The sequence below is a fragment of the Rickettsia endosymbiont of Cantharis rufa genome, assembly GCF_964026445.1.
GTDB lineage: Bacteria > Pseudomonadota > Alphaproteobacteria > Rickettsiales > Rickettsiaceae > Rickettsia.
In genome coordinates, this window is the sequence record NZ_OZ032150.1 from 1,320,522 (window position 1) to 1,345,075 (window position 24,554).

Below are 24,554 nucleotides of genomic sequence, written 5' to 3' on the forward strand. Positions count from 1 at the left end.
CTATGCAATGGTTATAAACCCCGAATTTAAGAACGACTTTCTAATTTTTGTATTAGTGCCTCAAAACCTTGATTTTTTAAAGTATCAGTAAACTCGTCTTGTTGAGCTCCAATAAGGCTTACTCCTTCCGTAATTATATCAGAAACTTTAAAAAAATCTTTTCCGCTTCCTTTCATTTCACGTACAAGATATTCTACTTTAATAGAGTCTTGCTCTTTATTACTAATGATATTCATAGCAACCATGAAATCGGTTGAGCTTAAAGTACGAACTCCTACTATTTTAGGCTGTTCGCCTTTATAATCTTTTATTAAGTCAGTATAAGATTTAGTAATATATTTAGAGTAAACTTTGATGAATTCCTGAACTTGCCCGCCTGATAAAGTTTTTATCCCATTTCTGCCTAACGTATATTTAGCCATCCAATCAAAATCTAGGTTCTGAGACATTAATTCACGTGCTTTAGCAATCTTTACTCTCTCAGATAGTTTACTATCGTTTAATATACTAGAAGCTTCATTTACTAAATTAGTAACGTAACCATTCAAACCGGCAGGCACTTTCTCATTAGAATAAGCTGAAAATGTTATAACTAATAGAAATAAGCCTGTAATAATTTTTTGCATATAGCACTCCTTTAAGTTAATTTTTATTTTCTTTCATAAGGGCTAGGACATTTAAAATTTTCAGGATATTGAACCGATGCTTCACGAGCACGATGTAATGCCGATCTAATAGCCACATAAGGATCTGTAGAATTCTTCATCACATAATCACTAAACGGTAATACAACATATCGATCATTTATTTTACTAACTGCTAGTACTCCTAAATCAAAATCATTATGAGTGTAATACATTAATGGATTAAGAGCATAATTAGTAATTACCGAATCCGTCATATCTCTTGCATTAGTACTACCGATTATTGGCAATACCAAATAAGGACCGGGAGCAACTCCATAATGTGCGAGGGTACTACCGAAAGTTTGACGGTCGGACGGCAACCCTACTTTACCTGCCACGTCAAATAAACCGCCTATACCAAGCGTCGTGTTAATGAGAAACCGCCAAATACTTTTCATAGTTTTATCGTAATTTAACTGAAGTCCGTAATTTACCGCCGTAAGCGGTGTATCAACATTACTGACAAAACTATTAACACGTGCTTTTACGTAATCATTTGTAATTTTCTTATAACCGACGGCTAAAGGACGTAATATTATATAATCTAACGTAGAGTTAAAAGCAAAGGTCTTACGATTAAATTTTTCGTATGGATCATAAACTTCCAAACAACCGTTTTCATTTCTTCCACCATTATAATTATATATGTTATTATCAACATATTCAAGATCAGCTCTTATCGATAATGAACATAAAATAATAGATAATGTAATTAATATTCTCATTGATTTATGTTATTTTCCTACAAACAATAATACTATATTTATTGTTTTCCGCTAGTATTATTTCTTCCGAAGTTAATAAAGTAAAATTGTTTGCTTGTAAAATATTATTTATTTCCTTTAGGTTAAAGATAAACTCTTTACGTTTTACTGCGAATTGAGTGTTTGCAGAAATAGGTAGACAAAGGACGAAATACCCTTGTTTACTAAGAGATGAGTATATTAAATTAAAATATTCTATTAAATTGTTAGTAAACGATAATCCGCAGAAACTAAAAATAATATCAAATTTATTAGAGTTTTGTTTTAAAAATTCATTGATAGCAATATTATATATTTGATCGTAAATTTTAGTGTTCGGATAATATATTTCTTGTAAATCATTCATTAAAGTAGAAATTTCTACGCCGGTTAAAGTAAAACTTTCCGGAAAGCGTTTTTGTATTTCATAACCGACAAGCCCTATATTACTTCCAAGCTCCAAAATAGAGTAATTATCCGGTAAATCAGATATCTGCTTAAGTGCTTCATTAATAAACCTATACGAAAGATGAATATTTTTATCGTTATTAAAAATAGTAGGATAATATTTTGCGGTTAAATCTCGATATTTTTCCCAAATTTCCCGCGGAATTTCAGTAGCATTCTGATAATTTTTTAAAAAATCTATAAATATAGTTTTATATTTTTCATTAGATTTTTCTAAATATTCTATGGTCTGCTTGTAATTATTTTTTAAAAAATACACCCATCCGAGTTGATAATATACTTTAGAATCATTAGGGTTAAAAAATTTATCGACTAATTTAAATCTAAGCAAGGCATCATTTAAATTACCTCTATATAAATGATCAAGTCCCAGCTGATAATTAGTTTCTGCTAAATGAGAAAATTTATATTTACACTCACTTATATAATTCCTAAATTCTAAAATTTTATTTTTAATAAAGTTTGGTATGTTTATCACTATTAAGCAATAATGCTTTATTTTATCCTTTATCTTACCGAACATAGTTTAAATTGCTAAATTAATATTACTTGATTATAATAAAGCATATCTTGATAAATTTTTAAATAAAATAATTTTATTGTTAGCAAAATTGCTATATTATAGCTATTATAAATAAAGCTTGTTGTGCAGCTCAAAAGAATAAACGTTATTGCGAATAAATTTACAATAGTAAATTGATGAAGCAATCTCGGGAGCGTTCCTGAGATTGCCACGCTCACTAACGTTCGCTCGCAATGACGACCATAGTATCCATGCAACAATACCTAATGCATTAATACAGACTCAAAATTATGTCAATTATTTCTACAAGGCTAAATTCTATAAAGCCGTCACCGACTCTTGCAGTCGTTAAAAAAACTCTTGAACTTAAAAGAGCGGGGATTGATATCATTGCACTCGGTGCAGGTGAGCCTGATTTTGATACGCCTGATAATATCAAAGAAGCAGCAATCAAAGCTATTAAAGACGGTTTTACCAAATATACTAACGTTGAGGGGATGCCGCTTTTAAAGCAAGCAATAAAAGACAAATTCAAACGTGAAAATAATATAGATTATGAACTTGATGAAATAATAGTAAGTGCCGGCGGTAAGCAAGTTATATATAATCTATTTACGGCATCTTTAGATAAAGGGGATGAGGTAATTATTCCGACACCCTATTGGGTTTCATATCCTGATATGGTTGCACTTAGCACAGGAACACCTGTTTTTGTAAATTGCGGGATTGAAAATAATTTTAAATTAAGTGCGGAAGCTTTAGAACGTTCAATTACAGATAAAACTAAGTGGCTTATTATTAACTCTCCTAGTAACCCGACAGGCGCAAGCTATAACCTTGAAGAACTAGAAAGTATTGCTAAAATTTTAAGAAAATATCCGCATGTAAACGTAATGTCCGATGATATTTACGAGCATATTACTTTTGATAGTTTTAAATTTTATACATTAGCCCAAATAGCACCCGATTTAAAAGAAAGAATATTTACCGTAAACGGAGTATCGAAAGCTTATTCTATGACGGGGTGGCGTATAGGCTACGGTGTGGGTTCAAAAGCTTTGATTAAGGCAATGACTATTATCCAATCGCAAAGCACCTCAAACCCTTGTTCAATAAGTCAAATGGCTGCTATTGAAGCATTAAACGGTCCTCAAGATTATATAGGACCTAGTGCTCTAAATTTTCAGAAAAAGCGTGACCTTGCTTTATCAATTTTGAAAAGAGTAAAATATTTTGAGTGCTATAAGCCGGAAGGTGCCTTTTACTTATTTGTTAAATGCGATAAAATATTTGGCCATAAGGCTATAGCAGGAAAAATTATTGCAGATGGTAATGATTTTGTCGAATATTTACTTGAAGAGGCAAAAGTTGCAGTAGTACCCGGTATTGCTTTCGGCTTAGAGGGATATTTTAGAATTTCTTATGCTACTTCTATGGAGGAGCTAGAAGAGGCTTGTATTAGGATTGAGCGGGCGTGTAATGCTTAAGTATGTCATTCCTGCGAAAGCGGGAATCCAGCAAAACCTATAAAAAATAAGTTTTTTATAGGTTTATTTTGTTAAAAATATAATTTTTGTACTAATATTAAGGTTATTTTTCTGGATTCCCGCTTTCGTGGGAATGACATCGGGAAGAGCCGAACCAACAAAAACAATGCGGAAAGCTTTTAAAAAATTTTTAAAACATAGTAAATGCTTACTTAGTATCATTACTATTTTACTATATTGGTATTTACGTTTTGTTTACTTTACTTCAAGGCAGAAATTTATATTTTACGATAACGGCAATAAGGAGAAATTCCTAAACGAACAAGGCGTAATCTTTGCATTTTGGCATAATATGCTTGCCTTAAGCCCAGCTATGTTTATAGGACTTAAAGATATCTATGCTTTAATATCACCACATTTAGACGGAAAAATTTTAAACGATTTAGCAGGTAAATTCGGTTGCAGCGTTATAGTCGGTTCCACTAATAAAAATCCAATTGGGGCTTTACGTAATATTATTGCGAAATTATCTCGAGGTGCAAATATAATTATTACACCTGACGGTCCTAAAGGTCCTGTATATAAAGTAAATAGCGGCATTACTGAAATTGCTTACAAATATAATAAAAAATTAATTCCTATAGTTAGCTCTACTTCTAGATGCTTTAGGTTAAAAAGTTGGGATAAATTAATAATACCACTACCGTTTAGTACTATTAAAATTATAGTTGGCCCACCTTTAGAACTCACAAATGATAAAATACAAAACCATATAAACCTTGAAAAACAATTAGCGGGCTTAGCAGGGAGCTTAAAGAAATGATGCTACTATATTATGCTTTAAGCTTTGTGTTATTACCTGTTTATTTTATCATAATTCTTATACGTTTATTAATAGGTAAGGAGGATATAAAACGTATCCAAGAGCGTTTTGCTATTGGACAACACAGACAAGACGATTCATTCTTAGTATGGATTCATGCAGCCAGCGTCGGTGAATCTATAGCGGCTTTAACTTTAATAAGTAATATAAGTAAACTTTATCCTAATGTTCGTTTTCTAGTAACTTCTTGGACTAACAGCTCCGCTAAAATATTAAATAGTAAGTTACCTAAAATAGCCACTCATCAGTTCTTACCTATAGATAATATTATTTTTACTAAAAAGTTTTTAAGAAATTGGCAGCCTGATTTAGGTATTTTTATAGAATCAGAATTATGGCCGTGTACTATTAATGAGGGGGTGAAGCAGTGTAAGTTACTGCTAGTTAATGCACGTATTTCCGATAAATCATTTAAAGCTTGGCTAAGAAGTAAGAGCTTTTTTCAACTTATCATCAAAAATTTCAGCAAAATTATCGTGCAAAGCGAGCGTGACTTACAAAAATTCAATGAGCTTAGGATACCGAATATACAGCTAAATCTCGATCGATTCAGACAAGATGAATTTAAGAGCAAGCCTGCGGAGCGTACAGAAGTACGTGGGCATAGGCCTGACTCAAAAAATTCGCTTGTATCAAACGATCGAGATGATGCTGTAATTAATTTAGGCAATATTAAATTTGCCAATGAAAAGCTTCCGGTCAATCAAGAAGAATTATCGAAATTAAGTTCACATCTGAACAATAGGCGGGTCGTGGTATTTGCCAGCACTCACCCCGAAGATGAAGAGGTGATTTTGCCTATAATAAAAAACCTGAGGGGGCAATTTTTAGATTGCTATATTATTCTAATTCCGAGACATCCTGAGCGGGTTAAAACAATTATCGATAATTGTAAGTTGCATAATTTATCCGCTACCGCTAAATCGCAAAATGATTTACCTGTATTAAGTGACGATCTTTATATAATTGATAGATTCGGTGAAATGGGGCTATTTTTTTCCGTAGCTGCAATTTCTTTTATCGGTGGTTCTTTTAAACAAGGTGGGCATAATATTTTAGAAGCGGCATATTTCTCTAATTGTATTATATTCGGTCCCGATATGAGCAAAAATACCGATATCGCTAAAGGCGTACTGCAAAATGAAGCAGCTATCCAAATCAAAAACGGTGAGGATTTACTCACTAAACTCATATATCTACTTAACTCCAATAATTCTCTGGAACTTAAAGCTTACCGCAGAAATGCTTTAAAATTTGTTGAGGATAACCAAAAAGTCCTAGATGAATATTTGAAAGTAATTACAAAGTTTCTTCTGTAGCTAAGTCTAGTCAATAAAAGTAGAATTTATAAAATAATATTTGACTTCTAGTTGTAATATGATTAAATAAACTTTATTTAATCATGGGAGAAATATTGTGTTTACACAAAGCCCAGAGACTATCCGTCAAATTGCAAATGACGGGGCATTGGGATGATGCAGCTATAGTTTTCCAGAAAGTTAATAATAGACGATATTAACAGTAGGGATAAAAATGCCGGATATAGAGCCAAAGATATATCCAGCTGAATTTAAAGAATCAGCGATTAGATTAGCTATTGAGTCTAAGCAACCTTTTGCTCAAGCAGCTAGAGAACTAGCAATTACGAAGTATAGTCTATATAATTGGGTTAATAAACATTCAAAACTCAAGGAAGTAATGAGATATGAAGAACATCTGTATGATGAATTAAGGAGATTGAAGAAGAACTAGATAGAGTAACACAAGAACGTGATCTATTAAAAAGGCTGCCGCGTACTTTGCAAAAGAATCCCAATAAGGTACGCATGGATAAAGGAAAACAGAGGTAATTTTTCCATTTCTGCTATGTGTAAATTTATGAAAGTATCACGTAATGGTTATTATGAATGGTTAAATAATCTTGGATGTAATAGGGTTAAAGAAGGTAATGAATTAACAAACAGAATTGAAATTATCTTTAAAGAAGGTAGAGGTAATTATGGAACTAGACCTATTAAAAAGGAACTATCACGGCAAGATATAACTGCTAGTAGGAGACGCATTGCAAGACTAATAAAAGAAGCTAATTTGCTATGTAAAACTAAACGTAAATTTAAAGCCATTACTGACTCTAATCATAATAAGCAAATTGCTCCTAATTTATTAAATAGAGAGTTTACAGTTTATGCTGCTAATTGTTATTGGGTTGGAGACATAACCTATGTGCCAACTGGTGAAGGCTGGCTATATTTAGCAACTGTTATTGATCTATTTTCTAGAAAAATTATAGGATGGTCTATGAGTAATAACATGAGAGCTGATTTGGTTAATAATGCTTTATTAATGGCAATATGGCAACGTAAACCAGCAAAAGGGCTTATTTGGCATACTGATAGAGGTAGTCAATATTGTTCTGATAGTCATTTAAAAATTATAAAACAACATGGTATCAAACAGAGTATGGGTCGTAAAGGAAATTGCTTGGATAATGCTGTTGCTGAAAGTTTCTTTCATACTATAAAAACAGAATTAATGTATCAATATAAATTTAAAACTAAGGAGGAAGCAAAATATGCCATATTTGAATATATAGAGGTATTTTATAACCGTATCAGAATGTATTCTGCTAACGATTATTTATCACCAGTAAGATATGAAGAGATACAAAATTGCGCTTAAACAACTGTCCGGAAAAGTGTTGACAGATCATTGGCGAATATAAGGGCAATATAGAGTATCATGCTTTTGAATTGTTCTTAAGCATTGAGGGTATTGAGTATACTACTACTAAAGCATATTCTCCTCAAACAAATGGTATGTGTGAACGCTTTAATAAAACTATGAAACAAGAATTCTTTGATACAGCTATGCGTAAAAAGATTTATACTGATCTTGATGATCTACAACTAGATCTTGATATTTGGTTAGAGCATTACAATAACGAAAGATCACATTCCGGTAAATATCGCTATGGTAAAACGCCTATGCAGGCTTTTATGGATAGTAAAAAGTTAGATGTTGAAAAGAATAACGAAATCTTATATCTTGAATACTCATCTGACAGTCATAACTTATCAGACATTCAGATATAATTTTTATAGTGTCTGTAGGATTAGATCTTGACTTTTACAAATTAAGTGAGCCTCATGCCCAGTTTTTCTAAGATCAACTCGTACTTTTGCATTTTTATTACCATATATTAACGCTTCTCAGCATCTCTGCCTGCATTACGATAAATTGCGTTGTCAACATTAACTATATTATTAATGGTAACAACGCGGTTATTAAAATTAGGAGAAATTACAATACCTCCTCCTACTATTTCTTCTTGTGCGCCGTTATTATATTCCATAACTTTGGTGGTTGCACTATAACCGTAAATATTGATAGTATTTATAGTAATATCTTCATTTAAATCAATCTCGTACACCCTTCTTAAAATAATATTATCGTTATTTTGTGAATTATAGAAATTTCCGTTATTGCTCCGTCAGCTGTTAGGATTACTTATCTGAGAAATATTAAAATCTCCTACACCGGGAACAGCAACAATATCCGCCGCAAAGCTTTCCATACTCGCAAGTAGCCCAATACTACTGGTTGCTAGTAAAAATTTATTAAAAAAGTTTTTCATATTAGTCATAATTTCCCCTATAACTTGTTGTTTTTAATTATTTTACCACTTAACTTATCTGTCATTATACACTGTTTACTTACGATACACAACAATTAATTAATAATTTACTATTGGTTAATATTTATTAATTAATTATAATTAAGTAGCTTATGAAATTTTAGGGAACTGGGTTTGTTTAATGAAAGGGCAGGGTTATGGGTAGTCGTCATTGCAAGGAAATTGCATAGCAATTGGCGAAGCAATCTCAGGAATGTTTGACGAGATTGCCACGCAGCCTACGGCTGTTCGCAATAACGTCAAAATAATATCTTACTCATCATCTATATTAGAAAGCTCATCTTGTAATTCTTGAGAAAATATATCCTCATCATCGTTAGAATCATTTGGTTTCCTGAAAGAGTTTTTGAAATTATTTAGGTCTTTATTTTCAAATATTTCAATAGATTTTAAAGTCTCATTTGGAATTATAATTATAATATTTTTACTTAATTCATCTAAATAATCAGTGGTGACGGAAACTTTTAACACATCTCCATATTTGCCCTGTTTGCTACTTATTACAAAATCTTTTAAAGATTTACTTTTAAAATAGTTTTCGGAAGTAAAGATCATCGTTATAAAAAACAGTACTACCGAGATAGCAATACCTACGGCAAGACCTGCCAGCAGCCCTAAGAATCTATCAATAAAACCGTTTCTCATAAACGAAATTATAGCAAGAAATTTATAAACAATAAAAACACATAGAATTAAAGAGATAACATAGGATATAACACCGGCGATAATTATTTTTATAACCTCATTATCCATATATTTCCCGATTAACCCTGAAATATATGGATATAAGAAATATGCTAACATTATCGAAGTAATAAAACCAAGTATTCTAGTTGAAAACCCGATTATGCCTTGGTATAATCCAAAAAATGAGAAAATAGTAATAATAGCAAAAATAGTAATATCGAAAAATGTGATCATTATTGTTAACTTCTATTGAATAATTTAGTTTAAATCTTATATACTTTAAGAGGTGATCTATAAAGATATTATAAATAATAATTTATGTATGAGTGATAAAATTTTTCATAACCTATCCGGTAAGACTCTAGTTGCTACGCCGCATGTAATTACAAAGGGCATTTATCATAAATCCTTAATTTATATGTTATCACATACGGAAGAAGGAGCGATAGGATTAATATTTAACCGCTTGGTGAATCATATAGATTTAAAATCGTTTTTTAAAATAAAAAATGACGAAACAACAGACCCTGTTATGGTTCCTATATATCTCGGCGGTCCTGTGGAACATGAAAAAGGGTTTTTTCTTCATTCTACCGATTATGATAAAAATTTGTTGTTGGATTTCCATAATGATTTAGCAGTAAGTTCTAATGTAGAAATTTCGGAAGATATAGTTTTCGGCAAAGGGCCTAAAAATAGTTTATTCATTATTGGTTATACCGCATGGAAACCAGGGCAGCTTGAAGAAGAATTAGAAAAAAATCTGTGGCTGATTATGGATTGCAATAAAGAATTTATTTTTGCCAATAATCCGGAAAATAAATGGCATAGTGCTTTAAAGTATTTAGGTATTGATGAGATGCATTTTTCTCTGCAAACAGGAAATGCTTAGATAAAGTCATTAGACATGGTTTATGCGTCATTCCTGCGAAAGCAAGAATCCAGGAAAAAATGATAGAAACAAAAAAATTATATAAAATGTTTAGTATATAATTTGCTTAAAAAAACTAGATTACTGCTTTCGCGGGAATGACATAAATGAGTTATGCAACAACGTTTATATGTAGAAGTCAGGATCTAATCCTACGGACACTATAAAAATTATATCTGAATGTCTGATAAGTTATGACTGTCAGATGAGTATTCAAGATATAAGATTTCGGGTCGCGCCCCCGTATTGCAGCTTAGCATGAATAGTCTATAATCCTCAAACAGTGATAAGAGAGAATTATAGTTAAGGAGTTATGGCAAGAATAGATGTTAAGTGTAGATCAAGAATAGATGTTAAGTGTAGATATTATAACGACACAGAAAAAGTAGTAAAGGCGGGATATTCAATTTCAAAACAACAGAGATATCAATGCAAGCAGTGTAATCGATATTTTCAACTGTAATATATTAATAATGCCTCTAAGCCTGGAGTCAAGACTCAGATAGTAGATATGTCAATCAATGGCTCTGGAGTTAGGGATACAGTAAGAGTATTAAAAGTGGGTATCAATACGGTTATCCGTGTTTTAAAAAAATCTAGCGTTAAAAAAGATAAATCATTCTATCAATACGATAGAAGTAATTATTGCTCCTGAAATAGATGAACAATGGTCTTATGTACAGAATAAATCCAAACAAAGATGGCTTTGATATTCTTTGGATAAGATTTTGTTAAAAGTAGTTGCTTATACTTTTGGTACAAGATGTGATAGCACATCAGAATCATTACTGAAAAAAACCGGAGGATTTTAAGGTTACTTTTTACTTTACAGATGGATGGGGAAGTTATGCTAGGTTATTAGATCCCAAAAAACACATTGTTAGTAAAAAATATACTCAACGGATAGAACGGGGTAACTTAAATCTTAGAACAAGATGCAAAAGACTGACACGTAAAACAATTTGTTTTTCCAAGTCATTGGATATTCATGATAAAGTCATCGGAACTCTTATTGAACGTATAGCCTTTTAATATCCACATCTGTAAAATGGAGGTGCGACCGACTATACTTCGTAATTCCTAGTTCTCTAGCTGTTTGAGCAAAAGGTTGCTTAGACTCAATAGCTAATCTAATCGCTGATTCTTTAAATTCAGCTGGATATATCTTTGGCTCTATATCCGGCATTTTTATCCCTACTGTTAATATCGTCTATTATTAACTTTCTGGAAAACTATAGCTGCATCATTATGCTCTCGGTCTGTCCATTTATATCGCTCTAAACTTGCATATGCCGATAACACAATTTCATTTTTAATTTCTTTTGGCGATTCTTGTTCTTGCGAAGCATATTTTAATAAGTACAACCATTCATCGATATCATCTCTAAGATTATTTTTTTAAATTTCCCTAATTCAATAAATACATAAGTTAATGAAAAACAAATATTGTTTATGGGTATCGCTTTCTTTTATATAATGATAGCTAATATACGGCAATTCATCGGGCAAAGCTTATGTTACTTTAGTAGCAATTATTACTACCGGCAATAAATCTTTATGCTTCATACTTTTCTTAATTTGACTAACGCAGGTATAACAACCGTAAAGCTGCGTTCTATTAAGATAATCTTTCTCCATTTTACACTGTATCTCGATTATACACCATCTACCGGTTTTATCTTTAACCTTTAGATCGAATAAGCTTCTTTTACCGTCAAGAAATAAAGGTAGTTGTTCAGTAGTTATATAAGTTAAATCTACAATTTTATCTCCTTTCGATAATTTAAGGAGGGCATTAAGTAAATCTATTAGTTTCACCTTATCGCTGAATAATTTTTTAAATGCTACATCATTTGTACCGTCTAAATATCTTTGTATAAATAATTATATCTTTGATAAGTTTTTGTATATAGTAATTAACCTTAGGTAGTAAGCTAATTTTATTATTAAATGTTGGATTAATACCTATCATTATCATCGTATACTCCCCAGATTACTTTCTTGGAAATCCAACCGGTGTAATCCTTACATGTAATTTGGCAGAATTGTTCTTTGCATTTTTTTAAAACGCAGCGAACCTTGGGCATTAATTTTGCTATAACTCGGCTTTTAGGATCAGCGGATTTGGTAAGCTCTATTTCCTTATCAGAGGTAATAACAACCGATCTTTTTCCTGATAAAACGCTCGAATGTATCCAGCCACCTTCGCCATTAATGTCACGTACTTGCCGCCATTGCTCATACTCGGTAATTATTTCTACCGGCTCACCTTTTTTAATAAAAACCCACTCTATGGCAGATTTAGCGATTGGTCCGCTCCTTGTATTTACTTCATTAGATTTTATTGAAACGAATCTTGGAATAGGTAATTTTTTATTATCAGCATTAGTAGTTGTTGATAGTGTTAATATAATTAAAGTAATAAGAATTTTAATCATTATCTTCCGCTTCAGATAAAGCATCCTCTTTTTTTGCTATTACATAATTACCAAGCCTAAATTGTAGTTTTATTCTATTAATTTCCTGCTCACTAATACCTATATGTTTTAAGACTATTCCGCCGATTTGCAATCCCGTCTCATAGCTTTCCGGAATAATGGTTGTGGCACCTAAATCATAAAACTCCCTAGAATTTTTTAAATTTTTTAACTTAACGACAACCGGTATATCCTGATAATTACCGCTAATTGTTTTAAGCGATTTCTTGATAGTTACTTGGTTATTCATAGTAAGTATTATAGCGAATGCTCTTTCCGTACCTAACGCCTTTAGAGTATCGGCTTGCGATACGTCACCTTTAAAAACCGGCAAACCGTTTGATAGCTCTTCTTTAACTCTATCATCATCTAAATCAAGTATTACGTAACTTACACCCTCTGCTTCTAAAACTCTTGCTACCATTTTACCGGTATTACCAAGGCCAGCAATAATAATATGGTTTGCTAAATCTCTTGCACCAAGCTCAATCATTTGAGTCGGAGTTTTACCAAGTCCTTTATCAACTTTCTCGGTAATCTTTTTCCCTAAAGCTGCGAGTAACGGAGTAAGTGCCATAGTAAAAGTAACTACGAGTAATAATATATTGGCAGTACTTTCCTCCAATACTCCGCTATCTTTACCTAAACTGAATAATATAAAACCAAACTCTCCGCCTTGCGATAATAACAAGCCTGAATAAAAAGCAACTCCTTTATTAAAACCGAATAAAATACAAAAAGCCGTTATGATTAAAGTTTTTATACCTATTAAAGCAATAGATAAAGTAAGAATATGAGATATTTTTTCGTACATTTCTAATGCGTCGATATTCATACCGACGGTCATGAAAAATAATCCTAAAAACAAATTTTTGAAAGGATAAATACTTTCTTCTGCCTGCAATCTAAATTCAGTTTCTGCAACTAACACTCCGGCAACAAAAGCCCCAAGAGCTAGAGATAAACCAAATGTTTCGGTAGCCCAAGCAGCAGAAAGCACTATTAACAAAGTCATCGCAATAGGTAGCTCGTTTGCATTATTACTTTCTGATGAAATGAATGAAAATACAGGACGAAGTAAAACACGGCCGACAATAAATATTGTAAGTAAAGCTATTACAGCTTTTAAGAGTGCAATACCGAGAGCTGTTGCAAGAGAGGCTTTATTGCTATCGGCAAGTAGCGGAACTATCACAAGCAATGGCACTACGGCCAAATCTTGCAATAAAAGAATAGCCAACGAAATTCTTCCTATTTGCGTTGATTGACTACGATTTTCCTCAATAACCTGCATAACAAGTGCCGTAGATGAAAGAGCAAGACCGCCGCCGGTAATAATAGCCGCACTACTATTGCCGTCTATAAGTACCATTGCACCGGCAATTACTAGAGTAGTTGTTAAAACTTGCAAACTACCGAGGCCAAAGACATATCGCCTCATAGCTTTTAATCGCTCAAAAGATAACTCAAGTCCTATAGCAAATAATAAAAATACTACACCAAGTTCACCTAGTAACTTAGTTTGATCGTATGTTACGATTTTTAAACCGTGATCACCTATTGCGGCTCCCGCAATTAAATAACCAAGTACCGGACTTAATCTAAGACGCTTAAGTATGGCAACGATAAAAACCGCAGTACCGAGTAAAATTATAACGTTAATAAGAATATGATCGTTCATTTTTTCCAAATTTCTTCTAGCTTAAAGTGTTCTCGTGCTTCCGGATAAAAAATATTAATTAAAATAGTACCTGCATCTATTAGAACCCATTCTGATTTACCAAGTCCCTCAATATTACTATTTATACCGGCATTATTTTTTAATTCTAAAGCTACATATTCAGCGATTGCTCCAACATTTTTAGTAGAACGGCCGCTAGCGAATATAATATAATCGGCTAATTTATGTTTTCCTGTTAAATCAATTACCTCAATATTTTCTGCTTTTTTATTACTCAAACATTCTAAGATAAATAATTTTAATTCTTCGACTTCTTTTTTCATAATAATTAATAAATGACATAATTTAATATTAATTATTATATGCATAAGAGTAGAGTTTATCAATAAATGTTTAAAATTCTGTAATAAAAATTTATATAAAGCTTTACTTTAAGTAAAAAAAACTTTAATTAATATTTAAATTAATATTGATAAAATAATGGCAATATCTGCAGAAGAGTTAGAAAAAATACTTAAAGAATCTTTTCCAAACAGTATAATAAAAATTACTGATTTAGTAGGAGGTCAAGACCACTATGCCTTAGAAATATCAGATGTTCAATTTAATGGACTTTCTTTAATTAATCAACATAAATTAGTAAAAAACGCCCTGTCTGAAATATTAAGTAAGAAACTACATGCAATTACCATAAAAACTATCGCAATTCCCGAAAAATAATTACAAATAATAATATAATAAATCTTGCACAAATTTGACTTATTATTTAATTTAAGTTTCATGATTACTTAGCATTAGTCAACAATGTGTTGACTAATATTCTTAAATGAATAAATAAGGGAAAGTTAGAAATTCTAATAATCAACGTTGATGTTAGAGGTGAAGTATATAAATAAGTAATAAACATATAATAGAATATCAAGGAAAGCCTGCTTTTGTTGTCATACCTTTTAATGAATATCAGGAACTTATCAATATAAAACAACGTATTACTGATGAAACATTATACGCTGAAGCTATAGCCAAAAATGAGGAATATTTTCCTGAAGAATGGTACAAAAAATTCTAAACAGCGAAAACCCTATTAAAGTTTATCGTGAATATAGAGGGTTATCTCAAGAACAATTAGCTATTAAAATTGGCAAAACTAAGCAATATATCTAATCTATTGAAAAAGGATTACGAACAGGTACAATAGGTACACTAAAAAACTAAGTACTGTTCTAAACGTTGATTTAGATATGCTATAATTCATAAAATTATCGCCAATAGAAAATTACTTCTGTAATTTGCTATTAATGAGTGGATTTTTAGAAGTTTACTTTAAGTCTTAGCGTACCGGACTGAGCACGGTATTTTTTAACTAAGTTCAGCCCATAATGCACCTCATACTCCATTCTACCTTTCGTAAGTACTACACCTGCTCCTAAATCATATAGCATTTTAGTAGGTTTAGGTGTCGGTACCGGTAGAGGCTCATTAAGACCGTTAAGATCTGCAACGATTGCTGGCGTTTTACCTTTGAAGTCGTAATTAATAAAGTCATGAACTTGCGGTTTAATGGTCGTGCCCCCGTATTGCAGTTTAGCATGAATAGTCTATAATACTCAAACAGTGATAAGAGAGAATTATAGTTAAGGAGTTATGACAAGAATATATGTTAAGTGTAGATCAAGAATAGATGTTAAGTGTAGATATTATAACGACACAGAAAAAGTAGTAAAGGCGGGATATTCAATTTCAAAACAACAGAGATATCAATGCAAGCAGTGTAATCGATATTTTTAACTGTAATATATTAATAATGCCTCTAAGCCTGGAGTCAAGGCTCAGATAGTAGATATGTCAATCAATGGCTCTGGAGTTAGGGATACAGTAAGAGTATTAAAAGTGGGTATCAATACGGTTATCCGTGTTTTAAAAAAAATCTAGCGTTAAAAAAGATAAATCATTCTATCAATACGATAGAAGTAATTATTGCTCCTGAAATAGATGAACAATGGTCTTATGTACAGAATAAATCCAAACAAAGATGGCTTTGATATTCTTTGGATAAGATTTTGTTAAAAGTAGTTGCTTATACTTTTGGTACAAGATGTGATAGCACATCAGAATCATTACTGAAAAAAACCGGAGGATTTTAAGGTTACTTTTTACTTTACAGATGGATGGGGAAGTTATGCTAGGTTATTAGATCCCAAAAAACACATTGTTAGTAAAAAATATACTCAACGGATAGAACGGGGTAACTTAAATCTTAGAACAAGATGCAAAAGACTGACACGTAAAACAATTTGTTTTTCCAAGTCATTGGATATTCATGATAAAGTCATCGGAACTCTTATTGAACGTATAGCCTTTTAATATCCACATCTGTAAAATGGAGGTGCGGCCCGGTTTAATTATAAATTCATCCTTATAGAAGGTTGTTTTAATTTCACCGCCAAGTATACCCTCAACCTTATTGTATTGACGCTTTTGAATATGATGCAGCTATAGTTTTCCAGAAAATTAATAATAGACGATATTAACAGTAGGGATAAAAATGCCGGATATAGAGCCAAAGATATATCCAGCTGAATTTAAAGAATCAGCGATTAGATTAACTATTGAGTCTAAGCAACCTTTTGCTCAAGCAGCTAGAGAACTAGGAATTACGAAGTATAGTCTATATAATTGGGTTAATAAACATTCAAAACTCAAGGAAGTAATGAGATATGAAGAACATCTGTATGATGAATTAAGGAGATTGAAGAAGAACTAGATAGAGTAACACAAGAATGTGATCTATTAAAAAGGCTGCCGCGTACTTTGCAAAAGAATCCCAATAAGGTACGCATGGATAAAGGAAAACAGAGGTAATTTTTCCATTTCTGCTATGTGTAAATTTATGAAAGTATCACGTAATGGTTATTATGAATGGTTAAATAATCTTGGATGTAATAGGGTTAAAGAAGGTAATGAATTAACAAACAGAATTGAAATTATCTTTAAAGAAGGTAGAGGTAATTATGGAACTAGACCTATTAAAAAGGAACTATCACGGCAAGATATAACTGCTAGTAGGAGACGCATTGCAAGACTAATAAAAGAAGCTAATTTGCTATGTAAAACTAAACGTAAATTTAAAGCCATTACTGACTCTAATCATAATAAGCAAATTGCTCCTAATTTATTAAATAGAGAGTTTACAGTTTATGCTGCTAATTGTTATTGGGTTGGAGACATAACCTATGTGCCAACTGGTGAAGGCTGGCTATATTTAGCAACTGTTATTGATCTATTTTCTAGAAAAATTATAGGATGGTCTATGAGTAATAACATGAGAGCTGATTTGGTTAATAATGCTTTATTAATGGCAATATGGCAACGTAAACCAGCAAAAGGGCTTATTTGGCATACTGATAGAGGTAGTCAATATTGTTCTGATAGTCATTTAAAAATTATAAAACAACATGGTATCAAACAGAGTATGGGTCGTAAAGGAAATTGCTTGGATAATGCTGTTGCTGAAAGTTTCTTTCATACTATAAAAACAGAATTAATGTATCAATATAAATTTAAAACTAAGGAGGGAGCAAAATATGCCATATTTGAATATATAGAGGTATTTTATAACCGTATCAGAATGTATTCTGCTAACGATTATTTATCACCAGTAAGATATGAAGAGATACAAAATTGCGCTTAAACAACTGTCCGGAAAAGTGTTGATAGATCAATAAAGTTTTATCGGTAACAACTCCGCTATTACCTTTTTGATTTCCAAAGGTTGTTTTATAAATAACTTCACCTTTATATAAAATTGCAATTGCTCCTCCTTGTAATTCGTCTTTTTGCAATTCAAGCTTTTTAATAAAGTTTCTTAGTTTTTGCGGTAATTCTACTCGTGGCTTAGCAAAAACCGTAGAACATAGCAATAATGATATTGTACTAAAAAATATGATAAGTTTTTATTCATATGGTAATTTTATTTATTGATTATATGTCATCCCCGCGAAAGCACATGGGTGTCAACTTAAGGATCGATGTCATTCCCGCGTAGGCGAGAATCCATTAAAGTAAAGCTTTTTTAGCATGGATTCCTTCTTTTGCAAAAATGACATAAATGAGCCAAGCAACAACACCAGTTTGACCATACGGTCCAATTAAAAATTAGTATTTTATTTATTTTTCTGGATGCCGTGGTCAAGCCACGGCATGACACTGTATGTATATCACATTAAATCACCTATATTCTCTAAAAACAACCTAGCCCTATGTGATGCCGGTTTACTAAAAAAATCCCTTGCAGGCTGATTTGCTAAAATCTGCCCTTGATCCATAAAAATAACATGATCCGCTATTAATTTTGCAAATTTTAAATGGTGCGTGACTACTACCATACTCATTTTATCTTTTAATAAATTTATATTTTCTATAACATCTTTAATATTTTCGGGATCGAGTGCTGACGTTGGTTCATCAAATAACAAAATTTCTGGCTTCATCATTAAGGCTCTTGCTATCGCTATACGTTGTTTTTGCCCCCCGGATAAACTCGCTGGGTATGAATCAAATTTTTGCGTTAGCTTAAATTTCACAAGTAGCTCTTTTGCCATAGAAATTGCTTGCTCTTTTGACAATTTTAAAACATTTACGGGCGTATAAATTAGGTTTTTTCCTACCGTTAAATGAGGAAAGAGATTAAAATTTTGAAACACCATCCCTACTTTTAAGCGAAGTTTTCTTCCGTCTTTAGGTGGTAGTTTCTTCCCTTCTACCAAAAAAGTGCCGCTACTTGGTTCTTCCAAATTATTCAAAATTCTAAGTAGAGTAGTCTTACCGCTTCCCGAAGGACCAATTATTACAGTAGTTTCTTTGGTAGTAAAACTTAGATCAATATTCTTAATTGCGTAATTTTTGCCGTAACGCTTGCATACTTTTTCTAAAATAATCATAAGCTAAACTGTAAATTTATAGCCGTCATAGAGCGGCTTAACGTTACTTGGGAGCATTTTCGTAATTTCATGATAATCTATCGTGTGTCTCATATTGGTTAATAATATCTGCTCTGGTTTATATTTTTCTTGCCACTCTAATACCTTATTAAGTCCAGCGTGATTTTTGTTTGAGGTATAATCCATACAATCCAATATCCATATTTTTACATCTTTTAAAAATTTTTCTGACTCAGGCGGAAAATTGCTTACATCGGGTGAGTAGACAAAGTCGCCTATCCGCAAGCCTAAACTATCAACAGGACCATGATTTTGTCTAAAGAACTGTACATCAATAGTATTAATTTTAATTTTATCAAAAAAATCGATAGATTTAGTAGCTAGCACTTGCCAAGGTATGACTGAAGCCGGCTTAAATAAATAATCAAATTTCTTGTGTAGCTTTGCCACAGTATTATGATTGGTATAAATTTCTAACGGCTTTTTTGAAATAAACGAAAATACTCGCAAATCCTCAATGCCGTTAACATGATCGGAATGATCATGAGTTAATATAGCACAATCAAGCTTGTTTATTTTCTCTCTTACTAGTTGATATTTAATATCATAACCGAAATCAACTAATATTTGACTATTTTCATCGTTAATATATATTGCTGATCTAGTCCTTTTATTGTACTTTGAATTTGAGAGACATACGCAGCAACTGCACCCTATAACCGGTACACCTATTGACGATCCGCACCCAAGTATTGTTATTTGTAACATAAATAATTAAAATGATGTTTGAAGTTTTTTATAATTTTTGCGGCTTAAATCAAGAAATATTCTTATTTTTAAATAAAATTACTAATATCGGCTCTATATCTTATTTTTTAAAAATAATTTCTCTTTGTTTTAATATCGCTAATTTTGCCCTGATATATATTTTATACTGCATATATTTTTATATTCAATTAAAGAAAATTAAAAACGCCACTAAACGACAAAATAAATTTTGGTACGGTTATAATAAGTTAGTGGAAATTGGTATAATATACGCAGTATTCGGTTTAATTTTTACAGCTCTTAAATTTTCCGTTAATTTACCTCGTCCTTATTGTAGTCTTCCTATAGATAGTTTCACAACAATAATAAATACTGCAAATGAAAGATGCTTTTCAAGTTTTCCGAGCAGCCACGCAGCTCTTAGCGTTTTAGTCACATATTTTGCTTGGAATTATATAAAATTACCATTAAAAATCTTAATGATTTGTGTTATTATGCTCGTATCTTTATCTCGCATAAGCCTTGCCACGCATTACCCAAGTGATATAATTTACGGCATTGCTATTGCATTTATAACAATATTGATAGGTAAATTAATTTATCGAGTCTTTGCGGGTAATATAATAAGAAGAATTGGTGTTTTAATTCTTACTACATATAAAAACTTGATTTTTAATCTTGAAAGTTTTTAATATAACTGCTACAATGTAGCTACATTATTGAAAGAAGAATTTTTATGTCTACTGATTCTATTGTGCGAGCCCGTATTAATGAAGGGGTTAAAGAAGAAGCAGCTTTAGTGCTTGCTGCTATGGGGCTTACTTTATCCGATGCTGTTCGTATGCTTTTATTTCGTGTTGCTCGTGAAAAAGCGTTGCCGTTTGAACCGCTTATCCCAAATGATGAAACAATTAAGGCCATGAAAGCTGCAAGAAGCGACAAATTAGTTCATGTTGGTAATATAAATAATTTGTCGTCCGATTTAAATGAGAACGATTAAACGTACTGCGCAGTTTAAACGTGATTATAAGCGTGAAAAACGTAGAAAACACGGAATAAATTTGGATGGTATTTTATTGAAAGCAGCTAAATACTTGATTGCTGATATAACATAACCTGTAACTATGAGGGATCATGTTCTTATAGGTGATTGTAGAGATTGTCATATTAAACCGGATTTAGTACTAATTTATAGAAAACCCGATGCTGGCACATTGGAATTAATACGATTAGGCTCACACAGTAAACTTGGTTTTTAGTTATGTTTCTACAAAACCCATTCGATCATCCATCATAGCACCGGGCTCGTCATTGCGAGTCAACATTGTTGCGTGGACCATTTTCGCCATTGCGAGAAGAATTACAGAGTAATTCGACGAAGCAATCCAGTAAAAAATTCTGATTTACAGAATTTTTTTATTATTTTTCTGGATTACCGCATCGTTGCTAACGCAACTCTTCGCAATGACAAGTCCGGTAATATGGGAATGACATCAAAAAATCAAACAAACATTATATGTTACTATACAGAAAATACTTTATAAAAAATATCCTACCGCTTCTTATAGTCGTTACTTTTTCAGTGACTAGTATAGTATGGATAACGCAGGTATTAAAGCTTTTATATTTATTTGATAAAGGTATAAAAGTTATGGACTTCGTCAGTTTAATAGCGTTAGTACTCCCTACTTTACTATTTATTCTATTACCAGTAATAACGGTTATTGCCGTAATCTATATCTATAATAATTTAAAAGTCGAACGACAGCTAATTATACTACAAGCTTCAGGAGTTAATAATTTACAACTAACATTGCCTGCTTTATATGTCGCATTAATAGTTATGCTACTTGCTCATTATATATCTTCCACCATCCTACCTTTATCTCACATGAACTTAAAATCACGTTTAAGCTTTATAAAGAATAATTATATCTCAAGTATGATTGAGGAGAAAACTTTTAATAAAATAACTAAAGATATCACTGTTTTTATAGATAAAAAATCGGCAGGAAATACTATGAACGGTGTAATAATATTTGATAATCGTAATGCCGATAACCCATCAGTAGTATTTGCAGATTCAGGTACTCTTAATATATATGATAATAACCCGATTTTTGAACTTAATAAAGGTCTAAGACAAGAATATGATGTAAACGGTAATTTAACTCAGCTAACTTTTGATTCTTTAATGATAAAGCTACAAAATGATAATCCTTTAGCATCACAAAGAACTCAACATAACAAAGAAGCAAACGAATATTATATAAGCGAATTACTTGACCCTCCTCATGATTTAGCTATTACTAAAAAAATTAAATTAATTGCTGAAGCACATCAAAGAATAATTTGGCCTTTATATAATTTTGTATTACCTTTTTTAGCACTTGCGGTTTTTTTGAGATATCCTTATAGCAAAAAGACAACTTTTGTGCCGGTATTATTTTCAGCTTTGACAGTATTATTTGTTACTTCAATTCATTTTATATTGCAAAATTTTGCTTCAAAAAATCTAGATTTTATTTTTGCGTGTTATTCCAATTTGGTTATTGCCTTAACGATGGGATTATATTTATTTGTACGTAAAAGAATATAAGTTTATTAGACTTCTTGCGTAATTACCCTCTAGAGGTAATTTGTGCGTCGAGAAGATAGCCGAATCCTCACGTAGATTTACTACGCTGAAGTCCTGTGCTTCGCGTCTCCTGCAAATTCCTCACTATAAGTTTAATTACGAAAGAAGTCTATTCTACTTTATTCCACGAACTTCGCGCGTCTTGTTTAAAGCAATCAATTTTGTTTTGTGGTGTAGTAAATTTATTTATTTTTGCCGTTAATTCTTTTAAATCTTCCGGCAAATCAGTTATTATAATTATTCTTTTAAAAACTTCTATATAGTCTTTAACTTGTAAAATTTTTTCTATATCTATAGGAGAAATGAGAATAAGTACACTAGCATTACTAGGATTTTGTAACTCATCGGTAATATAAATCGGCTGTTTTTCAGGTTGTGGATCAAGTTTACTGCCGTGAGGTATAAATTGTTTACGTGAATAAGTCCAAAGACCTTTATTAAGCATTTCTTGTTGATCTACATCTATTGTTAATACAACACTTTTAAGATCAGAGTGATAGCATTTTTCTATCAGAAGCAATATCGATTTTAGAAGTAATTCATCGCTTGTTTGATAAATACTAAATTGCTGCATGAAAACTACTATAATTAATTGATCATTCAGTTCTATTAATCCACAACACCATCGTCTGCTCCTTGGACTAATACTTCACCTGATGTGGCTATAGTTTTCCAGACAGTTAATAATAGACGATATTAGCAGTAGGGATAAAAATGCCAGATATAAAGCCAAAGATATATCCAGCTGAATGATCTGTCAACACTTTTCCGAACAGTTGTTTAAGCGCAATTTTGTATCTCTTCATATCTTACTGGTGATAAATAATCGTTAGCAGAATACATTCTGATACGGTTATAAAATACCTCTATATATTCAAATATGGCATATTTTGCTTCCTCCTTAGTTTTAAATTTATATTGATACATTAATTCTGTTTTTATAGTATGAAAGAAACTTTCAGCAACAGCATTATCCAAGCAATTTCCTTTACGACCCATACTCTGTTTGATACCATGTTGTTTTATAATTTTTAAATGACTATCAGAACAATATTGACTACCTCTATCAGTATGCCAAATAAGCCCTTTTGCTGGTTTACGTTGCCATATTGCCATTAATAAAGCATTATTAACCAAATCAGCTCTCATGTTATTACTCATAGACCATCCTATAATTTTTCTAGAAAATAGATCAATAACAGTTGCTAAATATAGCCAGCCTTCACCAGTTGGCACATAGGTTATGTCTCCAACCCAATAACAATTAGCAGCATAAACTGTAAACTCTCTATTTAATAAATTAGGAGCAATTTGCTTATTATGATTAGAGTCAGTAATGGCTTTAAATTTACGTTTAGTTTTACATAGCAAATTAGCTTCTTTTATTAGTCTTGCAATGCGTCTCCTACTAGCAGTTATATCTTGCCGTGATAGTTCCTTTTTAATAGGTCTAGTTCCATAATTACCTCTACCTTCTTTAAAGATAATTTCAATTCTGTTTGTTAATTCATTACCTTCTTTAACCCTATTACATCCAAGATTATTTAACCATTCATAATAACCATTACGTGATACTTTCATAAATTTACACATAGCAGAAATGGAAAAATTACCTCTGTTTTCCTTTATCCATGCGTACCTTATTGGGATTCTTTTGCAAAGTACGCGGCAGCCTTTTTAATAGATCACGTTCTTGTGTTACTCTATCTAGTTCTTCTTCAATCTCCTTAATTCATCATACAGATGTTCTTCATATCTCATTACTTCCTTGAGTTTTGAATGTTTATTAACCCAATTATATAGACTATACTTCGTAATTGCTAGTTCTCTAGCTGCTTGAGCAAAAGGTTGCTTAGACTCAATAGCTAATCTAATCGCTGATTCTTTAAATTCAGCTGGATATATCTTTGGCTCTATATCCGGCATTTTTATCCCTACTGTTAATATC

The 24,554-nt window shown here is 31.8% G+C and carries 32 protein-coding genes and 6 pseudogenes; 21 read left to right on the forward strand and 17 right to left on the reverse strand.

Translation table 11 applies throughout. The features are described from left to right. Nucleotides 1–26: 26 nt before the first annotated feature. From AAGD46_RS07455 to AAGD46_RS07465, 3 genes are read right to left on the reverse strand one after another with little or no spacing between them, the layout of a single operon-like run. Nucleotides 27–626, reverse strand: a complete 600-nt coding sequence (locus AAGD46_RS07455; protein ID WP_341787153.1) for a phospholipid-binding protein MlaC — start codon at nucleotides 624–626, stop codon at nucleotides 27–29. A 23-nt stretch (nucleotides 627–649) separates the two neighbouring features. Then, the gene (locus tag AAGD46_RS07460; protein WP_341787154.1) at nucleotides 650–1,411 is read right to left on the reverse strand and encodes a VacJ family lipoprotein; all 762 of its coding nucleotides are present in this window, start codon (nucleotides 1,409–1,411) and stop codon (nucleotides 650–652) included. Nucleotides 1,412–1,415: 4 nt separating this feature from the next. Continuing rightward, nucleotides 1,416–2,420, reverse strand: coding sequence for a methyltransferase domain-containing protein (locus AAGD46_RS07465; protein WP_341787155.1), 1,005 nt, complete (start codon nucleotides 2,418–2,420; stop codon nucleotides 1,416–1,418). A gap of 290 nt (nucleotides 2,421–2,710) precedes the next feature. Between AAGD46_RS07465 and AAGD46_RS07470 the strand changes: the two genes are divergently transcribed. The 7 genes and pseudogenes from AAGD46_RS07470 to AAGD46_RS07495 all read left to right on the forward strand — a co-directional run. Further along, nucleotides 2,711–3,907, forward strand: a complete 1,197-nt coding sequence (locus AAGD46_RS07470) for a pyridoxal phosphate-dependent aminotransferase (protein ID WP_341787156.1) — start codon at nucleotides 2,711–2,713, stop codon at nucleotides 3,905–3,907. 166 nt (nucleotides 3,908–4,073) lie between these two features. Further along, nucleotides 4,074–4,730, forward strand: a complete 657-nt coding sequence (locus AAGD46_RS07475; RefSeq protein ID WP_341787157.1) for a lysophospholipid acyltransferase family protein — start codon at nucleotides 4,074–4,076, stop codon at nucleotides 4,728–4,730. Then, a pseudogene (locus tag AAGD46_RS07480) lies at nucleotides 4,727–5,317 on the forward strand (glycosyltransferase N-terminal domain-containing protein); the annotation flags it as partial. The gene AAGD46_RS07475 and the pseudogene AAGD46_RS07480, both read left to right, overlap by 4 nt. A 126-nt stretch (nucleotides 5,318–5,443) precedes the next feature. Next, a pseudogene (locus tag AAGD46_RS09705) lies at nucleotides 5,444–6,109 on the forward strand (3-deoxy-D-manno-octulosonic acid transferase); the annotation flags it as partial. Between the two features lie 214 nt (nucleotides 6,110–6,323). Continuing rightward, the gene (locus AAGD46_RS07485; RefSeq protein WP_341787158.1) at nucleotides 6,324–6,542 is read left to right on the forward strand and encodes a transposase; all 219 of its coding nucleotides are present in this window, start codon (nucleotides 6,324–6,326) and stop codon (nucleotides 6,540–6,542) included. A gap of 105 nt (nucleotides 6,543–6,647) precedes the next feature. Then, nucleotides 6,648–7,469, forward strand: coding sequence for an IS3 family transposase (locus tag AAGD46_RS07490; protein ID WP_341787859.1), 822 nt, complete (start codon nucleotides 6,648–6,650; stop codon nucleotides 7,467–7,469). A gap of 35 nt (nucleotides 7,470–7,504) precedes the next feature. Next, nucleotides 7,505–7,882, forward strand: a pseudogene (locus tag AAGD46_RS07495) (integrase core domain-containing protein); the annotation flags it as partial. 107 nt (nucleotides 7,883–7,989) lie between these two features. Here AAGD46_RS07495 and AAGD46_RS07500 read toward each other — a convergent pair. The 3 genes from AAGD46_RS07500 to AAGD46_RS07510 form a co-directional block, all read right to left on the reverse strand. After that, complete coding sequence (locus tag AAGD46_RS07500) at nucleotides 7,990–8,220, reverse strand: hypothetical protein (protein ID WP_341787159.1); 231 nt, start codon at nucleotides 8,218–8,220, stop codon at nucleotides 7,990–7,992. A gap of 60 nt (nucleotides 8,221–8,280) precedes the next feature. Further along, on the reverse strand, nucleotides 8,281–8,433 hold the full coding sequence (locus AAGD46_RS07505) for a hypothetical protein (protein WP_341787160.1): 153 nt from the start codon (nucleotides 8,431–8,433) through the stop codon (nucleotides 8,281–8,283). A 303-nt stretch (nucleotides 8,434–8,736) separates the two neighbouring features. Then, on the reverse strand, nucleotides 8,737–9,405 hold the full coding sequence (locus tag AAGD46_RS07510) for a CvpA family protein (protein ID WP_341787161.1): 669 nt from the start codon (nucleotides 9,403–9,405) through the stop codon (nucleotides 8,737–8,739). A gap of 88 nt (nucleotides 9,406–9,493) precedes the next feature. On the opposite strand from AAGD46_RS07510, the gene AAGD46_RS07515 reads away from it, so the two are divergent. The 4 genes and pseudogenes from AAGD46_RS07515 to AAGD46_RS09720 form a co-directional block, all read left to right on the forward strand. Then, nucleotides 9,494–10,063, forward strand: coding sequence for a YqgE/AlgH family protein (locus AAGD46_RS07515; protein WP_341787162.1), 570 nt, complete (start codon nucleotides 9,494–9,496; stop codon nucleotides 10,061–10,063). A 550-nt stretch (nucleotides 10,064–10,613) separates the two neighbouring features. Beyond that, nucleotides 10,614–10,757, forward strand: a complete 144-nt coding sequence (locus AAGD46_RS09710; RefSeq protein ID WP_341786690.1) for an IS1-like element transposase — start codon at nucleotides 10,614–10,616, stop codon at nucleotides 10,755–10,757. A 1-nt stretch (nucleotide 10,758) separates the two neighbouring features. Beyond that, a complete protein-coding gene (locus AAGD46_RS09715; RefSeq protein ID WP_410525952.1) occupies nucleotides 10,759–10,812 on the forward strand; it encodes a hypothetical protein in 54 nt (17 codons plus the stop codon). Between the two features lie 157 nt (nucleotides 10,813–10,969). After that, a pseudogene (locus AAGD46_RS09720) lies at nucleotides 10,970–11,134 on the forward strand (IS1 family transposase); the annotation flags it as partial. Here AAGD46_RS09720 and AAGD46_RS07525 read toward each other — a convergent pair. The 6 genes from AAGD46_RS07525 to rsfS all read right to left on the reverse strand — a co-directional run bounded on the left by AAGD46_RS07525 (nucleotide 11,112) and on the right by rsfS (nucleotide 14,583). Beyond that, on the reverse strand, nucleotides 11,112–11,288 hold the full coding sequence (locus AAGD46_RS07525) for a hypothetical protein (protein WP_341787163.1): 177 nt from the start codon (nucleotides 11,286–11,288) through the stop codon (nucleotides 11,112–11,114). The pseudogene AAGD46_RS09720 and the gene AAGD46_RS07525 sit on opposite strands and share 23 nt — an antisense overlap. Before the next feature lie 14 nt (nucleotides 11,289–11,302). After that, entirely contained in the window at nucleotides 11,303–11,467 is a 165-nt protein-coding gene (locus AAGD46_RS07530; protein ID WP_341787164.1) for a hypothetical protein, read from the reverse strand. A gap of 147 nt (nucleotides 11,468–11,614) precedes the next feature. Then, a complete protein-coding gene (locus AAGD46_RS07535; protein ID WP_341787165.1) occupies nucleotides 11,615–11,920 on the reverse strand; it encodes a PD-(D/E)XK nuclease family transposase in 306 nt (101 codons plus the stop codon). 140 nt (nucleotides 11,921–12,060) lie between these two features. Next, nucleotides 12,061–12,540: an SH3 domain-containing protein gene (locus AAGD46_RS07540; RefSeq protein ID WP_341787167.1), complete on the reverse strand. Its 480-nt coding sequence runs from the start codon at nucleotides 12,538–12,540 to the stop codon at nucleotides 12,061–12,063. Beyond that, complete coding sequence (locus AAGD46_RS07545) at nucleotides 12,533–14,260, reverse strand: monovalent cation:proton antiporter-2 (CPA2) family protein (RefSeq protein WP_341787168.1); 1,728 nt, start codon at nucleotides 14,258–14,260, stop codon at nucleotides 12,533–12,535. The genes AAGD46_RS07540 and AAGD46_RS07545 overlap by 8 nt, the downstream gene beginning before the upstream one ends. Beyond that, entirely contained in the window at nucleotides 14,257–14,583 is a 327-nt protein-coding gene (gene rsfS / locus AAGD46_RS07550; protein WP_341787943.1) for a ribosome silencing factor, read from the reverse strand. Before rsfS ends, AAGD46_RS07545 begins: the two co-directional genes overlap by 4 nt. A 157-nt stretch (nucleotides 14,584–14,740) precedes the next feature. Here rsfS and AAGD46_RS07555 point away from each other — a divergent pair, with 157 nt between their 5' ends. From AAGD46_RS07555 to AAGD46_RS07570, 6 genes and pseudogenes are all read left to right on the forward strand, one after another. Beyond that, a complete protein-coding gene (locus AAGD46_RS07555) occupies nucleotides 14,741–14,980 on the forward strand; it encodes a BolA family transcriptional regulator (RefSeq protein WP_341787169.1) in 240 nt (79 codons plus the stop codon). Nucleotides 14,981–16,102: 1,122 nt separating this feature from the next. Further along, nucleotides 16,103–16,192 carry an IS1-like element transposase gene (locus AAGD46_RS09725; protein WP_341786649.1) on the forward strand — a complete coding sequence of 30 codons (90 nt, stop codon included), beginning with the start codon at nucleotides 16,103–16,105 and terminating at the stop codon, nucleotides 16,190–16,192. 56 nt (nucleotides 16,193–16,248) lie between these two features. Next, complete coding sequence (locus AAGD46_RS09730; protein ID WP_410525952.1) at nucleotides 16,249–16,302, forward strand: hypothetical protein; 54 nt, start codon at nucleotides 16,249–16,251, stop codon at nucleotides 16,300–16,302. 157 nt (nucleotides 16,303–16,459) lie between these two features. Next, nucleotides 16,460–16,624, forward strand: a pseudogene (locus AAGD46_RS09735) (IS1 family transposase); the annotation flags it as partial. A gap of 181 nt (nucleotides 16,625–16,805) precedes the next feature. Continuing rightward, nucleotides 16,806–17,024 (forward strand): transposase, encoded by a 219-nt coding sequence (locus AAGD46_RS07565; RefSeq protein WP_341786802.1) that lies wholly within the window; start codon nucleotides 16,806–16,808, stop codon nucleotides 17,022–17,024. Between the two features lie 105 nt (nucleotides 17,025–17,129). Further along, complete coding sequence (locus AAGD46_RS07570) at nucleotides 17,130–17,951, forward strand: IS3 family transposase (RefSeq protein WP_341787944.1); 822 nt, start codon at nucleotides 17,130–17,132, stop codon at nucleotides 17,949–17,951. Between the two features lie 526 nt (nucleotides 17,952–18,477). Here the strand turns inward: AAGD46_RS07570 and AAGD46_RS07575 are convergent. Next, complete coding sequence (locus tag AAGD46_RS07575) at nucleotides 18,478–19,200, reverse strand: amino acid ABC transporter ATP-binding protein (protein WP_341787170.1); 723 nt, start codon at nucleotides 19,198–19,200, stop codon at nucleotides 18,478–18,480. Nucleotides 19,201–19,203: 3 nt separating this feature from the next. Continuing rightward, nucleotides 19,204–19,968, reverse strand: a complete 765-nt coding sequence (locus AAGD46_RS07580) for an MBL fold metallo-hydrolase (RefSeq protein ID WP_341787171.1) — start codon at nucleotides 19,966–19,968, stop codon at nucleotides 19,204–19,206. A 14-nt stretch (nucleotides 19,969–19,982) separates the two neighbouring features. On the opposite strand from AAGD46_RS07580, the gene AAGD46_RS07585 reads away from it, so the two are divergent. The 4 genes and pseudogenes from AAGD46_RS07585 (at nucleotide 19,983) to AAGD46_RS07600 (ending at nucleotide 22,567) form a co-directional block, all read left to right on the forward strand. Further along, the gene (locus tag AAGD46_RS07585; RefSeq protein WP_341787945.1) at nucleotides 19,983–20,660 is read left to right on the forward strand and encodes a phosphatase PAP2 family protein; all 678 of its coding nucleotides are present in this window, start codon (nucleotides 19,983–19,985) and stop codon (nucleotides 20,658–20,660) included. A 44-nt stretch (nucleotides 20,661–20,704) separates the two neighbouring features. After that, on the forward strand, nucleotides 20,705–20,968 hold the full coding sequence (locus tag AAGD46_RS07590; RefSeq protein WP_341787172.1) for a type II toxin-antitoxin system RelB/DinJ family antitoxin: 264 nt from the start codon (nucleotides 20,705–20,707) through the stop codon (nucleotides 20,966–20,968). Then, nucleotides 20,955–21,227, forward strand: a pseudogene (locus tag AAGD46_RS07595) (type II toxin-antitoxin system YafQ family toxin). Before AAGD46_RS07590 ends, AAGD46_RS07595 begins: the two are co-directional and overlap by 14 nt. A gap of 257 nt (nucleotides 21,228–21,484) precedes the next feature. Further along, complete coding sequence (locus AAGD46_RS07600) at nucleotides 21,485–22,567, forward strand: LptF/LptG family permease (RefSeq protein WP_341787174.1); 1,083 nt, start codon at nucleotides 21,485–21,487, stop codon at nucleotides 22,565–22,567. A gap of 148 nt (nucleotides 22,568–22,715) precedes the next feature. Here AAGD46_RS07600 and AAGD46_RS07605 read toward each other — a convergent pair whose 3' ends face one another. From AAGD46_RS07605 to AAGD46_RS07615, 3 genes are all read right to left on the reverse strand, one after another. Beyond that, on the reverse strand, nucleotides 22,716–23,180 hold the full coding sequence (locus tag AAGD46_RS07605; RefSeq protein ID WP_341787175.1) for a DNA polymerase III subunit chi: 465 nt from the start codon (nucleotides 23,178–23,180) through the stop codon (nucleotides 22,716–22,718). Nucleotides 23,181–23,386: 206 nt separating this feature from the next. Beyond that, a complete protein-coding gene (locus AAGD46_RS07610) occupies nucleotides 23,387–24,256 on the reverse strand; it encodes an IS3 family transposase (protein WP_341787868.1) in 870 nt (289 codons plus the stop codon). A 57-nt stretch (nucleotides 24,257–24,313) separates the two neighbouring features. Next, on the reverse strand, nucleotides 24,314–24,532 hold the full coding sequence (locus AAGD46_RS07615; RefSeq protein WP_341787158.1) for a transposase: 219 nt from the start codon (nucleotides 24,530–24,532) through the stop codon (nucleotides 24,314–24,316). Nucleotides 24,533–24,554 lie beyond the last annotated feature (22 nt).